This is a genomic window from Streptomyces sp. NPDC043176, assembly GCF_056436715.1.
In genome coordinates, this window is sequence record NZ_JBWKCA010000026.1 from 22,131 (window position 1) to 33,957 (window position 11,827).

The following is an 11,827-nucleotide window of genomic DNA, read 5'->3' on the forward strand; positions in this document are numbered from 1 at the left end:
CCGGGAATCGATACGATGAGCCCATGGTTTCCCACGACGTGAGCGAAGAGACTCCGGGCACACCCCTGCTCGTTGCGCGCCTGCACGTCGACCTGTGCCGCCTCGCCGGCGCGATGTGTACGACCCGCGCCGCGTTCTGAGCGACCGGCGAGTACGACCGGCCGAGCGCACCTCACGGCACGACCCCTCCGCGCGGGGCCCCAGCAGCGCGCCCACCACGCCACTTCCGACAGGAGCCCACGCCATGGCCATCGAGGTCCGCATCCCGACCATCCTCCGCACCTACACCGACGGCGAGAAGGCCGTCGAGGGCAGCGGTGACACCCTCGCCGAGCTCCTCGCCGACCTGGAGTCCCGGCACAACGGGATCGAGGCCCGCATCGTCGACGGCGGCAAGCTCCGCCGCTTCGTCAACGTCTACCTGAACGACGAGGACGTCCGCTTCCTCGACGGCATCGACACCAAGCTCGCCGACGGCGACAGCGTCACGATCCTGCCGGCCGTCGCCGGCGGCATGGTCTGATCCACATGCGCTACGACTCCTCGCTGGCCGCAGTCGGCAACACGCCGCTGGTCCGCCTCCCCCGGCTCTCGCCCTCGGACGACGTCCGCATCTGGGCGAAGCTGGAGGACCGCAACCCGACCGGCTCGGTCAAGGACCGCCCCGCGCTCCACATGATCGAGCAGGCGGAGAAGGACGGCCGGCTCACCCCCGGCTGCACCATCCTGGAGCCGACCAGCGGCAACACCGGCATCTCCCTCGCCATGGCCGCAAAGCTCAAGGGCTACCGCATCGTCTGCGTCATGCCCGAGAACACCAGCGAGGAGCGGCGTCAGCTGCTCGCCATGTGGGGCGCGGAGATCATCTCGTCCCCCGCGGCGGGCGGATCCAACACGGCGGTGCGCGTGGCCAAGGAGCTCTCCGCGGAGAACCCCTCCTGGGTGATGCTGTACCAGTACGGCAACCCGGACAACGCGGGCGCCCACTACGCCACCACCGGCCCCGAGATCCTCGCGGACCTCCCGTCCATCACCCACTTCGTCGCCGGCCTCGGCACGACCGGGACACTGATGGGCGTCGGCCGCTACCTCCGCGAGCACAAGCCCGACGTCAAGATCGTCGCCGCCGAGCCGCGCTACGACGACCTCGTCTACGGCCTCCGCAACCTCGACGAGGGCTTCGTCCCCGAGCTGTACGACGCCTCCGTCCTCACCACCCGCTTCTCCGTCGGCTCCGCCGACGCCGTCACCCGCACCCGCGAACTCCTCCAGCAGGAGGGGATCTTCGCAGGCGTCTCCACCGGCGCCGCCCTGCACGCGGCCATCGGCGTCGGCAACAAGGCCCTCAAGGCCGGCGAGTCCGCCGACATCGCCTTCGTCGTCGCCGACGGCGGCTGGAAGTACCTCTCGACCGGCCTCTACACCGCCGCCACCACCGAAGAAGCCATCGAAGCCGTCCAAGGCCAACTCTGGGCCTAGCCCCGCCCCCGCTGTGGGCAATCGTCCGCCAGGGGCGGAACGGGTGGGCCCAGCGGACGGCGCCCCGGGCCGGGCCAAGGCTCCCGGGCCCGAAACCCGCGCCGCGGGGCCGGCACCGAGCCGGGCCCGAAACCCGCGCCGCGGGGCCGGCACCGAGCCGGACCCGAAACCCGCGGGCGCGCGCCGCGCTAGCGCGCGAGATGGCGGACCCGGTCCCACACGACCGGGTCCGCCCTGCCCACCCTCCGCCGGAACTCCCACACCGGCACGTCCCGCAGCTCGTCCGTCTCCAGGAAACTGGGCCGCCCCTGCGCGTCCCCCACCGAGCCCGGCGGCAGCGCGATCACACCAGGCCGCTCGTCGTGGTACTTGCTGGTGATCTTCGCGACCAGCGCACTGTCGCCCCGCAGCGCGAGGACCAGACACGGGCGGTCCTTGGAGCCGGGCCCGTCCTCGTACGGCACGTCCGCCCACCAGATCTCACCCGCGCGCGGCAGCCGCTCCGGCAGCCGCCCGCGCGGTGCGGGCCGGGCCGGCGGCCGGGTCCGCCCCGACGGTCTCCGCCCGGACGGCCCCCGCCCCGAGGGTCCCGGCCCCGGCCGCGGGCGGCGCGACGACCGCCTCCATCCGTCGGCGAGCGCCACGACGAGCGCGAGCACCACGACCGCGACCAGCGCGGGCCACCACGACGTGTCCATACCTCAAGACGGTACCGGCGCGCGGTTCACTTCGCCGTGGCGGCCCGCCATCCATCCGAACCGGTGACAGAGCCCGTGAGTTCGCCCACAACGGGCCACCGCGAAGGAGCGACAGGCCCTGGTGCGCCTTACGCTCGACAGATCGCACAGCCTCCCTCCCCCAGCGCGCTTTCCGTACCCGTCCACGGAGGTTCACGCTCCATGAAGCTCACCGTCGTCGGTTGCTCCGGGTCGTTCCCGTCCGCGGAATCGGCCTGTTCGAGCTACCTCGTCGAGGCCGACGGCTTCCGGTTGCTCCTCGACATGGGCAACGGCGCCCTGGGCGAGCTGCAACGACACATCGGTCTGTACGACCTCGACGCGATCTTCCTCAGCCACCTGCACGCGGACCACTGCATCGACATGTGCGGGTACTTCGTCGCCCGCTACTACCGGCACGAGGGCGGGCGCTGCGACGCGATCCCCGTCTACGCGCCGGAGGGTGCCGAGCAGCGGCTGACCACGGCGTACGCGGACACCCCGTCCGCGACCTCGATGAGCGAGGTCTTCGACTTCCGCACGCTGAAGTCGGGCACCTTCGAGATCGGCCCGTTCTCCGTCCGTACGGAGAAGGTGTGCCACCCGGTCGAGGCGTACGGCATCCGGGTCGAGCACGGCGGCCGCTCGCTCACGTACTCCGGTGACACCGGCGTCTGCGAGTCACTCCACGACCTCGCCGACGGCACCGACCTCTTCCTCTGCGAGGCGTCCTTCACCCACGGCAAGGAGGACATCCCCGCCCTCCACCTCAACGGCCGCGAGGCGGGCGTCGAGGCGACCCGCGCCGGCGTCGGCCGCCTGGTCCTCACCCACATCCCCCCGTGGACCGACGGCGAGCGGAACCTGGCGGACGCCCGCGAGGTCTACACGGGCCCGTCGGAGCTGGCCCGGCCGGGCGCGGTGTACGAGGTCTGATCGCCGCCGCGGACGCACGAGGTGCGAGCGCCGCCGCTGACGTTCCCGCGGTCCGCTCGCCGCCGCGGACACGGGGAAGGCCCCGGAACCGTCCGGGTTCCGGGGCCTTCCCGCGTACGGGCGAGGATCACGCCTTGGTGAGGTCCTCGATCTCCTCGTCGGGCTCGCGGCCCGGGGTGGGGAGGTTGAACTTGGTGATCGCGAAGCGGAAGACCACGTAGTAGATCGCCGCGAAGACGAGACCGATCGGGATGATCAGCCACGGCTTGGTCGCGAGGTTCCAGTTGAGCAGGTAGTCGATGCCGCCGGCGGAGAATGTGAAGCCCGCGTGGACGCCGAAGGCCCAGGTGACGGCCATCGAGACGGCGGTCAGGACCGCGTGGATCGCGTACAGGACCGGCGCGATGAACATGAAGGTGAACTCGATCGGCTCGGTGATGCCCGTGACGAAGGAGGTCAGCGCGAGGGACACCATCATGCCCATGACGGCCTTGCGGCGCTCGGGGCGAGCGGCGTGGGCGATGGCGATCGCGGCGGCCGGGAGGCCGAACATCATGATCGGGAAGAAGCCCGACATGAAGATTCCGGCGCTCGGGTCACCGGCGAAGAAGCGGTTCAGGTCACCGTGGACGACCTCGCCGGCCGCGTTGGTGAAGTCGCCGATCTGGAACCACGAGACCGTGTTCACGAACTGGTGCATGCCGACCGGGATCAGCGCGCGGTTGATGAGGCCGAAGAGGCCGGCGCCACCGGCACCGAGGCCGGTCATCCACTCGCCGAAGTTGGAGATGCCCTCACCGATGGGCTCCCAGACCAGACCGAACACGACACCGACGAGGGTGCCGACGAAGGCCATGATGATCGGGACGAGACGGCGGCCGTTGAAGAAGCCGAGCCAGTCGACGAGCTTGGTCCGGTGGAACCTCTGCCACAGGACGGCCGCGATGAGACCCATCAGGATGCCGCCGAGGACACCCGGGTTGTTGAACTTCGCGGCGACGTCGACGCCCTTGTTGGCGGTCGTGTTGATGACGGCGTCGGCGACGGGGAAGGCCTTCAGCACGTTGCTGTAGACCAGGAAGCCGACGAGCGCGGCCAGGGCGGTGGAGCCGTCCGCCTTCTTGGCGAAGCCGATGGCGACACCGATGCAGAAGAGCAGGGGCAGGTTGTCGAAGACCGCGCCGCCGGCGGTGGCGAAGACGGACGCGACCTTGTCCCAGCCGAGACCGTCCTTGCCGAAGACGTCAGGCTGGCCGAGACGGAGCAAGATACCCGCGGCCGGCAGTACGGCGATCGGCAGCTGCAGGCTGCGACCGACCTTCTGCAGGCCCTGGAACAGGCCGGATCCGCGCTTCTTCGCGGGAGCGGCGGCCTGGGCGGTGGCCGTACTCATCAACTTCCTCCAGTAAGGCAAGGCGTCGCCGGGGGATGAACACGGGGGGAGGCGACGTCTCGTGGAACGCGGTGGTCTGGACCGCGTGGTCTACACCAATGAGTGGTGTAGACCAGTTTTAGCACGTGAGACTTAGATAAGGAACCTGCGAATTTTGTGGGCTCGGCCATAGCCTGAAATGCACGACAAAAGGCCCCCGGACGGTGAGGTCCGAGGGCCTTCGGCGGGGCTTACGCAGGGGGCGAAAGCCCTGAAACGGTCAGGATTCGCGGGGTGATCGGGGGACTACTTGACGTTGTCCCGCTCGATCTCCTCCTCGATCTCGTCCGGCTCGCGGCCGGGCGTCGGGAGGTCGAACTTCACGATGGCGAACCTGAAGATCGCGTAGTAGACGGCCGCGAACGCCAGACCGATCGGAATGATCAGCCACGGCTTCGTCGCGAGGTTCCAGTTGATCACGTAGTCGATCAGGCCGGCCGAGAAGCTGAAGCCGTCCTTCACGCCCAGCGCCCAGGTCACGGCCATCGAGACGCCGGTCAGCAGGGCGTGGATCACGTACAGCACGGGCGCGATGAAGAGGAACGAGTACTCGATCGGCTCGGTGATGCCGGTGACGAACGACGTCAGCGCGACCGACAGCATCAGGCCGCCGACCGCCTTGCGACGGTGCGGCTTCGCGGTGTGGGTGATCGCGAGCGCCGCCGCCGGCAGCGCGAACATCATGATCGGGAAGAAGCCCGTCAGGAACTGGCCGGCGTTCGGATCGCCCGCGAGGAACATGGGGATGTCGCCGTGGACCACCGTGCCGTCCGGCTTGGTGTACGTGCCGAACTGGAACCAGATGGGCACGTTGAGGAACTGGTGCAGGCCGATGACGAGCAGCGCCCGGTTCGCGACGCCGAAGATGCCCGACCCCCAGGCGCCGAGCCCCACCAGCCAGTCGCTGAAGTTCTCCAGGCCGTCGCCGATCGGCGGCCAGACCCACAGGCACAGCGAGGCGAAGGCGATCGCCACGAACGTCATGATGATCGGCACGAGCCGGCGGCCGTTGAAGAAGCCCAGCCAGTCGACGAGCTTCTTCCGGTGGTACCGCTGCCAGAACCAGGCGGCCAACAGGCCGATGACGATGCCGCCGAAGACTCCCGGGTTCTGGTACGTGTACCCGCTGAAGGCCTGCTCGGGCGAGAGGCAGCCGCCGTTGACGTCCACCGTGCCCCGGGGGCAGGTCTCGGGGAACTGGCGCAGCACGTTGTAGTAGACGAGGAAGCCGACCACGGCCGCGAGGGCGGTCGAGCCGTCCGCCTTCTTCGCCATGCCGATCGCGACACCGATGCAGAACAGCAGCGGAAGGCCGAGATTGCCGTCGAGCAGCGCGCCGCCGGCCCCCGCCATCACCTTCGCGACGTTGTCCCAGCCGAGGCCGTCGGCGCCGAACACGTCCGGCTGGCCGAGCCGGTTGATGATGCCGGCGGCCGGAAGGACGGCGATGGGCAGCTGGAGGCTGCGGCCCATCTTCTGGAGCCCCTGGAAGAGCCCGCCCCAGGACACGGACTTCTTCGGTCTGGGTGCGGCCGCGGCGCTGTCGGTACTCATCGGCGTCCTCCCTGCCCGGAACAAGCCGGGTCCGCGTCTCGTTGCACACTGGTGTAGACCAGTTGCGGTAGGCTCCGGGAGCCCGCTGAGGACAGGCCGCCGGTGATCGTCATCATTCGACAGAACGGCGGCACGCGCTCGCGAAGTTGGGCCAACCGTGGGTTACCGTGACAAAGCGGACCGCAGGTGCGCCGAGATTCGCGTGCTCGCGAACGGAACGGACAGGGAGACATACATGGCCAGCAAGGCTGAGAAGATCATCGCCGGGCTCGGCGGCATCGACAACATCGAAGAGGTCGAGGGCTGCATCACCCGCCTGCGCACCGAGGTCGTGGACGCCTCCCTCGTCGACGAGGCCGCCCTCAAGGCCGCCGGCGCCCACGGCGTCGTCAAGATGGGCACCGCCATCCAGGTCGTCATCGGCACCGACGCCGACCCGATCGCCGCGGAGATCGAAGACCTCATGTGAGCGTGAGCCGTCCGCTCACTTCCTGACGAGGGCCCGTTCCGGCAGGGGAACGGGCCCTCCGTCATGTCCCGCTACGCTCGTCCCATGTCTCGCATCGACGGCCGTACCCCCGAACAGCTCCGCCCCGTCACCATCGACCGCGGATGGAGCAAGCACGCCGAGGGCTCCGTCCTCATCTCCTTCGGCGACACCAAGGTGTTCTGCACCGCCTCCGTCACCGAAGGCGTACCCCGCTGGCGCAAGGGCAGCGGCGAAGGCTGGGTCACCGGCGAGTACTCCATGCTTCCCCGGGCCACCAACACCCGCGGCGACCGCGAGTCCGTCCGCGGCAAGATCGGCGGCCGCACCCACGAGATCTCCCGCCTCATCGGCCGCTCCCTGCGCGCCGTCATCGACTACAAGGCCCTCGGCGAGAACACCATCGTCCTCGACTGCGACGTCCTCCAGGCCGACGGCGGCACCCGCACCGCCGCCATCACCGGCGCCTACGTCGCCCTCGCCGACGCCGTCGCCTGGGCCCAGGGCAAGAAGCTCGTCAAGGCCGGCCGCAAGCCCCTCACCGGCACCGTCGCCGCCGTCTCCGTCGGCATCGTCGACGGCGTCCCCCTCCTCGACCTCTGCTACGAGGAGGACGTCCGCGCCGACACCGACATGAACGTCGTCTGCACCGGCGACGGCCGCTTCGTCGAGGTCCAGGGCACCGCCGAGGCCGAGCCCTTCGACCGCAAGGAGCTCAACGCCCTCCTCGACCTCGCCTCCGGCGGCTGCGCCGAACTGGCCGAGATCCAGCGCAAGGCGCTCGAAGGAACCCTCTGACACCTCACCGCGTCCTGACGGGCGGGCACCCGGGTACGATCCGGGCGCCCGCCCGTCCGCCTGTACGCCGGCCGGCACGTCCGCTTGCACGTCCACTCGTACATCCGCTCGTCACGTCCGCTTGTACGTCTCCGGGGAGGACCCGACTTGAAGCGCCGAATCGCACTCGCCGTGGCCACGGCCGCCACCCTCACCACCGTCCTGAGCGGCTGCGGAGCCCTCGACACCGCCATGGACTGCGTCAAGACCGCCGACGCGATAGCCACCTCCGTCCAGAACCTCCAGCAGGCCGTCTCCAACGCCTCCAACGACGTCACGCAGATCGAGGAGTCCCTCAACTCGATATCCACCGAGCTCGGCAACCTCAAGAACACCACCGACAACGCCGACCTCTCGAAGGCCGTCGACGACCTCACCAAGGGCGTGGACACCGTCCGCACGGCCGTCAAGAACGGCGACACCACCCCGGACATCACCCCGATCACGGACGCCGCCGGCGAGGTGGCCAAGGTCTGCACCCCGGGATAATCGGGGGCATGACCCGACAGCGACTGATCCTCGCCACCCGCAACGCGGGCAAGATCACGGAACTCCACGCGATCCTCGCCGACGCAGGCCTCGACCTCGACCTCGTCGGCGCGGACGCGTACCCCGACGTCCCCGACGTCAAGGAGACCGGAGTCACCTTCGCCGAGAACGCCCTCCTGAAGGCCCACGCCCTCGCCCGGGCCACCGGCCACCCCGCCGTCGCCGACGACTCCGGCCTCTGCGTCGACGTCCTGGGCGGCGCCCCCGGCATCTTCTCCGCCCGCTGGGCCGGCACCCACGGCGACGACCGGGCCAACCTCGACCTGCTCCTCGCCCAGCTCTCCGACATCGCGGACGAACACCGCGGCGCCCACTTCGCCTGTGCCGCCGCCCTCGCCCTGCCCGACGGCACCGAGCGCGTCGTCGAAGGCCGCATGCCCGGCGCCCTCCGCCACACCCCCGTCGGCACCAACGGCTTCGGCTACGACCCCATCCTCCAGCCCCAGGGCCACGACGTCACCTGCGCCGAACTGACCCCCGCCCAGAAGAACGCCATCAGCCACCGGGGCCAGGCCTTCCGCGCCCTGGTGCCGGTGGTGAAGGAACTGCTGGGCTGAGCACGACGGAAGGGCCGCCCCCTCGGGGGCGGCCCTTCTCCTCGCCGTGCGGCCGGTGGGACTCGAACCCACACGGGCTTTCGCCCACTGGGACCTAAACCCAGCTCGGCTGCCAGTTACGACACGGCCGCGTGCACGGCCATCGTAGCGGGCACACCACGCCCGGCGGCGGGCCACGTCCTTTCCTCCCGCACGGGACTCAGAACCGCGGTCCGGGCGCCTGGGCCATCACCAACTCGGTTGCCTCCTCAGGGGTCTCCACCGCCGGCGGCGAACCCTCCAGCGGCTGCCGCGCCGTCTCCTTCATGCACGCCACCGCGACCACCCCGACGAGCGCCGCGCCCATCGCGTAGTACGCCGGCATCAGGGCGCTGCCGGTGGCGCCGATCAGCGCCGTCACGACGAGCGGGGTCGTACCGCCGAACAGGGACGCCGACACGTTGTAGCCCACGGACAGCGAGCCGTACCGCACGTCCGTCGGGAAGAGCGCCGGGAGCGCCGCCGACATGGTGCCGAGCATGCAGACCAGCGACAGGCCGAGCATCAGCATGCCCGCCGTGATCGCCGGCACCCCGCCCTGACGGATCAGCAGGAAGGCGGGCAGCGACAGCAGGAGGAAGCCCAGCATGCCCGCCATCAGGACCGGCTTGCGGCCGAACCGGTCGCTGAGCCGGCCCACCCGGGTGATGAGCAGCATCAGGAGCACCATCACGAGCAGCAGGACCAGCAGCCCGTGCGTCTCGCTGTAGCCGAGCTCGTCGGAGAGGTACGTCGGCATGTACGACAGCAGCATGTAGTCGGTGATGTTGTACGCGCCGACGAGGGCGACGCAGAGGATCAGCGTCGGCCACTGCCGGCGGAGGATCTTCGTCAGGTCGTCCTTGGTGGAGGTCTCCACCGCGTCCGCCGCCTCCGAGGCCCGCGCCACCTCGCTCTCCAGCCTGCGGAAGGCGGGCGTCTCGTCCAGCCGCAGCCGCAGGTAGAGGCCGGCCAGCCCCAGCGGTCCCGCGACCAGGAACGGCACCCGCCAGCCCCACGCCTCCATGGTGTCGGGGCCCAGCCACGCGCCGAGCGCCGTCACCAGGCCCGCCGCACCGACGTACCCGGCCAGCGTGCCGAACTCCAGGAAGCTGCCGAAGTAGCCCCGGCGCCGGTCGGGGGCGTACTCCGCGATGAACGTCGAGGCGCCGCCGTACTCGCCGCCGGTCGAGAAGCCCTGGAGCATCCGGAAGAGGACCAGGAGCGCCGGGGCCCAGAAGCCGATCGAGGCGTACGACGGGATCAGGCCGATCGCGAAGGTGCCGACGGCCATGAGGATCATCGTCAGCGCGAGGACCCTCTTGCGGCCCAGCCGGTCACCCATCGGGCCGAACACCATGCCGCCGATCGGGCGGACCAGGAAGGCGACGGCGAACGTCGCGAACGACGACAGCAGCTGGACCGTGTCGTTCCCGGACGGGAAGAAGACGTGGCCGAGGGTGACGGCGAGGTAGGCGTAGACGCCGAAGTCGAACCACTCCATGGCATTGCCCAGCGAGGCCGCCCGCACGGCCCTCCTGACCGCCGCCTCGTCCGTCACCGTGACGTCCGTCCGCCGCAGCCGGGGCTTCCTGCGCCGGACGGCTGCCCTGAACAGGTGCGGATGGCGCCTCAGGGCTTCGGGATCCGTCGCGGGATCGCGGTCTGTGGCCGGCATGACCGTACGTCCTCTCTGGGGAAGGAGACTCCAGGAGGGACGTCTGCACGATCATGCCATCGGCAAACGGGGAGGGCCGGGGATGGGACGTGCGTCACCCTCCCCGGCCGGGGCTCAGCCCTCGGTGGCGGGGCTCAGCCTTCGATGGCGAGGTCCCTGATGATCTTGGCGACGTGGCCGGTGGCCTTGACGTTGTAGAAGGCGTGCTCGATCCTGCCGTCCTCGTCGACGACGACGGTGGAGCGGATGACGCCGGTCACCACCTTGCCGTAGAGCTTCTTCTCGCCGAAGGCGCCGTAGGCCTCGAGCACCTTCTTCTCCGGGTCGCCGACGAGCGTGACCCTGAGGTTCTCCTTCTCGCGGAACTTGGCGAGCTTCTCCGGCTTGTCGGGTGAGACGCCGATGACGTCGTAGCCGGCGGCGGCGAGGACGTCGAGGTTGTCGGTGAAGTCGCAGGCCTGCTTGGTGCAGCCGGGGGTGAGGGCGGCGGGGTAGAAGTACACGATGACCTTCCGGCCCTTGTGGTCCGCGAGGGAGACCTCGTTGCCGTCCGCGTCGGGAAGGGTGAAGGCGGGGGCGGTGTCGCCGGGCTGCAGTCGCTCGCTCATGGCTTGCTCTCCTCGGAATGTTCGCGGTACGCGTTCAGAGCCTAATGGGGGACTGGCGCGCCCCCGCGGCGCCGGAACTGACAGACTGACCGCAAACGACCGGATCACGACTACGGAGGCAGCGCGGTGTCGGACGTCAGGACCCCTGCGCAGATCGAGGCGGACATCGTCCGCCGGCGCGAGCAGCTCGCCGTCACTCTCGACGAGATCGGCATTCGGGTGCACCCGCAGACGATCATCGGGGACGCGAAGGCCAAGGTCGCCTCGACGGTCGACCAGACCGTCGGTCGTGCCTTCGTCGCGGTCAACCGTGTCGTGTCGGACGTGAAGGCACGTTTCACCCACGAGGACGGCACCCCCCGCCTGGAGCGCGTCGTTCCGGTGGCGGTCGCGAGCGTCGCGGTCGTCGGGCTGCTCGTGGCGTCCTCGCGGAAGCGCCGGGGATGACTCCTCCCGGCTACGGGCGACACGCCCGGGCAGGTAGGTTCGGTCCGTGAGCGAGAACACGCACGACAAGCTGCCCATCCGGATGCTTCACGACCGGGTCCTGGTCCGCACCGACTCTCCGGAGGGCGAGCGGCGTTCCGGCGGCGGCATCCTCATTCCGGCGACGGCCGCGGTCGGCCGTCGGCTGTCCTGGGCCGAGGTGGTCGCGGTCGGCCAGAACGTCCGCACCGTCGAGATCGGCGACCGGGTGCTGTACGACCCCGAGGACCGCGCCGAGGTGGAGGTCCGGGGCGTGGCGTACGTCCTGATGCGGGAGCGGGACCTGCACGCGGTGGCCGCGGACCGGTTCCAGGGCGCCACCGACTCGACCGGTCTGTATCTGTAGGAGCAGGGATGTTCCGGAGGCCCCGGTGACGACCGTCACCGGGGCCTCCGCGGTTTCCTTGCTAGCCTGGAGACACCCGACGAGACGCGCCGTACCGGGATGACGACAAGACGACGCACTCCTGTTGTTCCGTCTCGCGGAGGT

At 70.0% G+C, this 11,827-nt stretch carries 15 protein-coding genes, 1 tRNA gene and 1 riboswitch; of the genes, 10 read left to right on the forward strand and 6 right to left on the reverse strand.

Translation table 11 applies throughout. From position 1 onward, the window contains the following. Positions 1-23: 23 nt before the first annotated feature. The 3 genes from AC067A_RS31595 to AC067A_RS31605 all read left to right on the forward strand — a co-directional run bounded on the left by AC067A_RS31595 (position 24) and on the right by AC067A_RS31605 (position 1,479). Positions 24-140 (forward strand): putative leader peptide, encoded by a 117-nt coding sequence (locus AC067A_RS31595; protein WP_479246255.1) that lies wholly within the window; start codon positions 24-26, stop codon positions 138-140. Between the two features lie 104 nt (positions 141-244). After that, positions 245-523, forward strand: a complete 279-nt coding sequence (locus AC067A_RS31600) for a MoaD/ThiS family protein (protein ID WP_479246258.1) — start codon at positions 245-247, stop codon at positions 521-523. Positions 524-528: 5 nt separating this feature from the next. Beyond that, entirely contained in the window at positions 529-1,479 is a 951-nt protein-coding gene (locus tag AC067A_RS31605; RefSeq protein ID WP_479246260.1) for a PLP-dependent cysteine synthase family protein, read from the forward strand. Positions 1,480-1,667: 188 nt separating this feature from the next. On the opposite strand, the gene AC067A_RS31610 is transcribed toward AC067A_RS31605, so the two are convergent. After that, positions 1,668-2,177 (reverse strand): type II toxin-antitoxin system PemK/MazF family toxin, encoded by a 510-nt coding sequence (locus AC067A_RS31610; RefSeq protein WP_479246261.1) that lies wholly within the window; start codon positions 2,175-2,177, stop codon positions 1,668-1,670. Positions 2,178-2,378: 201 nt separating this feature from the next. On the opposite strand from AC067A_RS31610, the gene AC067A_RS31615 reads away from it, so the two are divergent. After that, positions 2,379-3,131, forward strand: a complete 753-nt coding sequence (locus tag AC067A_RS31615; protein ID WP_479246262.1) for an MBL fold metallo-hydrolase — start codon at positions 2,379-2,381, stop codon at positions 3,129-3,131. Positions 3,132-3,258: 127 nt separating this feature from the next. Here the strand turns inward: AC067A_RS31615 and AC067A_RS31620 are convergent, their stop codons facing one another. Together AC067A_RS31620 and AC067A_RS31625 are read right to left on the reverse strand one after the other, a co-directional pair. Further along, positions 3,259-4,524 (reverse strand): PTS transporter subunit EIIC, encoded by a 1,266-nt coding sequence (locus AC067A_RS31620; RefSeq protein ID WP_479246264.1) that lies wholly within the window; start codon positions 4,522-4,524, stop codon positions 3,259-3,261. 285 nt (positions 4,525-4,809) lie between these two features. After that, positions 4,810-6,117, reverse strand: coding sequence for a PTS transporter subunit EIIC (locus AC067A_RS31625; protein WP_479246265.1), 1,308 nt, complete (start codon positions 6,115-6,117; stop codon positions 4,810-4,812). 235 nt (positions 6,118-6,352) lie between these two features. On the opposite strand from AC067A_RS31625, the gene AC067A_RS31630 reads away from it, so the two are divergent. The 4 genes from AC067A_RS31630 to rdgB all read left to right on the forward strand — a co-directional run bounded on the left by AC067A_RS31630 (position 6,353) and on the right by rdgB (position 8,547). Then, entirely contained in the window at positions 6,353-6,586 is a 234-nt protein-coding gene (locus AC067A_RS31630) for a PTS sugar transporter subunit IIB (RefSeq protein ID WP_389314334.1), read from the forward strand. Between the two features lie 84 nt (positions 6,587-6,670). Beyond that, positions 6,671-7,402: a ribonuclease PH gene (rph, locus tag AC067A_RS31635; RefSeq protein ID WP_189829816.1), complete on the forward strand. Its 732-nt coding sequence runs from the start codon at positions 6,671-6,673 to the stop codon at positions 7,400-7,402. Between the two features lie 147 nt (positions 7,403-7,549). Next, a complete protein-coding gene (locus AC067A_RS31640; RefSeq protein WP_479246267.1) occupies positions 7,550-7,930 on the forward strand; it encodes a hypothetical protein in 381 nt (126 codons plus the stop codon). Positions 7,931-7,938: 8 nt separating this feature from the next. Continuing rightward, positions 7,939-8,547 (forward strand): RdgB/HAM1 family non-canonical purine NTP pyrophosphatase, encoded by a 609-nt coding sequence (gene rdgB, locus AC067A_RS31645; protein ID WP_479246269.1) that lies wholly within the window; start codon positions 7,939-7,941, stop codon positions 8,545-8,547. Positions 8,548-8,594: 47 nt separating this feature from the next. Here rdgB and AC067A_RS31650 read toward each other — a convergent pair. The 3 genes from AC067A_RS31650 to bcp form a co-directional block, all read right to left on the reverse strand. Next, positions 8,595-8,678, reverse strand: a tRNA-Leu gene (locus AC067A_RS31650). A 68-nt stretch (positions 8,679-8,746) separates the two neighbouring features. Continuing rightward, positions 8,747-10,243: a glycine betaine/L-proline transporter ProP gene (gene proP / locus AC067A_RS31655; protein WP_479246271.1), complete on the reverse strand. Its 1,497-nt coding sequence runs from the start codon at positions 10,241-10,243 to the stop codon at positions 8,747-8,749. Between the two features lie 134 nt (positions 10,244-10,377). Continuing rightward, complete coding sequence (gene bcp, locus AC067A_RS31660; RefSeq protein WP_479246272.1) at positions 10,378-10,851, reverse strand: thioredoxin-dependent thiol peroxidase; 474 nt, start codon at positions 10,849-10,851, stop codon at positions 10,378-10,380. 126 nt (positions 10,852-10,977) lie between these two features. Between bcp and AC067A_RS31665 the strand changes: the two genes are divergently transcribed. Then, complete coding sequence (locus tag AC067A_RS31665; RefSeq protein ID WP_479246273.1) at positions 10,978-11,298, forward strand: DUF3618 domain-containing protein; 321 nt, start codon at positions 10,978-10,980, stop codon at positions 11,296-11,298. Between the two features lie 46 nt (positions 11,299-11,344). Beyond that, positions 11,345-11,683, forward strand: coding sequence for a GroES family chaperonin (locus AC067A_RS31670; protein ID WP_017237090.1), 339 nt, complete (start codon positions 11,345-11,347; stop codon positions 11,681-11,683). 49 nt (positions 11,684-11,732) lie between these two features. Beyond that, positions 11,733-11,803, forward strand: a riboswitch (guanidine-III (ykkC-III) riboswitch). Positions 11,804-11,827 lie beyond the last annotated feature (24 nt).

Excerpts from the sequence above, each read along its gene's own strand:
- bcp (WP_479246272.1), bottom strand. The coding sequence starts at position 10,851 with ATGAGCGAGCGACTGCAGCCCGGCGACACCGCCCCCGCCTTCACCCTT.
- AC067A_RS31605 (WP_479246260.1), top strand. The coding sequence starts at position 529 with ATGCGCTACGACTCCTCGCTGGCCGCAGTCGGCAACACGCCGCTGGTC.
- AC067A_RS31615 (WP_479246262.1), top strand. The coding sequence starts at position 2,379 with ATGAAGCTCACCGTCGTCGGTTGCTCCGGGTCGTTCCCGTCCGCGGAA.
- rdgB (WP_479246269.1), top strand. The coding sequence starts at position 7,939 with ATGACCCGACAGCGACTGATCCTCGCCACCCGCAACGCGGGCAAGATC.
- AC067A_RS31595 (WP_479246255.1), top strand. The coding sequence starts at position 24 with ATGGTTTCCCACGACGTGAGCGAAGAGACTCCGGGCACACCCCTGCTC.
- AC067A_RS31625 (WP_479246265.1), bottom strand. The coding sequence starts at position 6,117 with ATGAGTACCGACAGCGCCGCGGCCGCACCCAGACCGAAGAAGTCCGTG.
- AC067A_RS31600 (WP_479246258.1), top strand. The coding sequence starts at position 245 with ATGGCCATCGAGGTCCGCATCCCGACCATCCTCCGCACCTACACCGAC.
- proP (WP_479246271.1), bottom strand. The coding sequence starts at position 10,243 with ATGCCGGCCACAGACCGCGATCCCGCGACGGATCCCGAAGCCCTGAGG.
- AC067A_RS31610 (WP_479246261.1), bottom strand. The coding sequence starts at position 2,177 with ATGGACACGTCGTGGTGGCCCGCGCTGGTCGCGGTCGTGGTGCTCGCG.
- rph (WP_189829816.1), top strand. The coding sequence starts at position 6,671 with ATGTCTCGCATCGACGGCCGTACCCCCGAACAGCTCCGCCCCGTCACC.
- AC067A_RS31630 (WP_389314334.1), top strand. The coding sequence starts at position 6,353 with ATGGCCAGCAAGGCTGAGAAGATCATCGCCGGGCTCGGCGGCATCGAC.
- AC067A_RS31620 (WP_479246264.1), bottom strand. The coding sequence starts at position 4,524 with ATGAGTACGGCCACCGCCCAGGCCGCCGCTCCCGCGAAGAAGCGCGGA.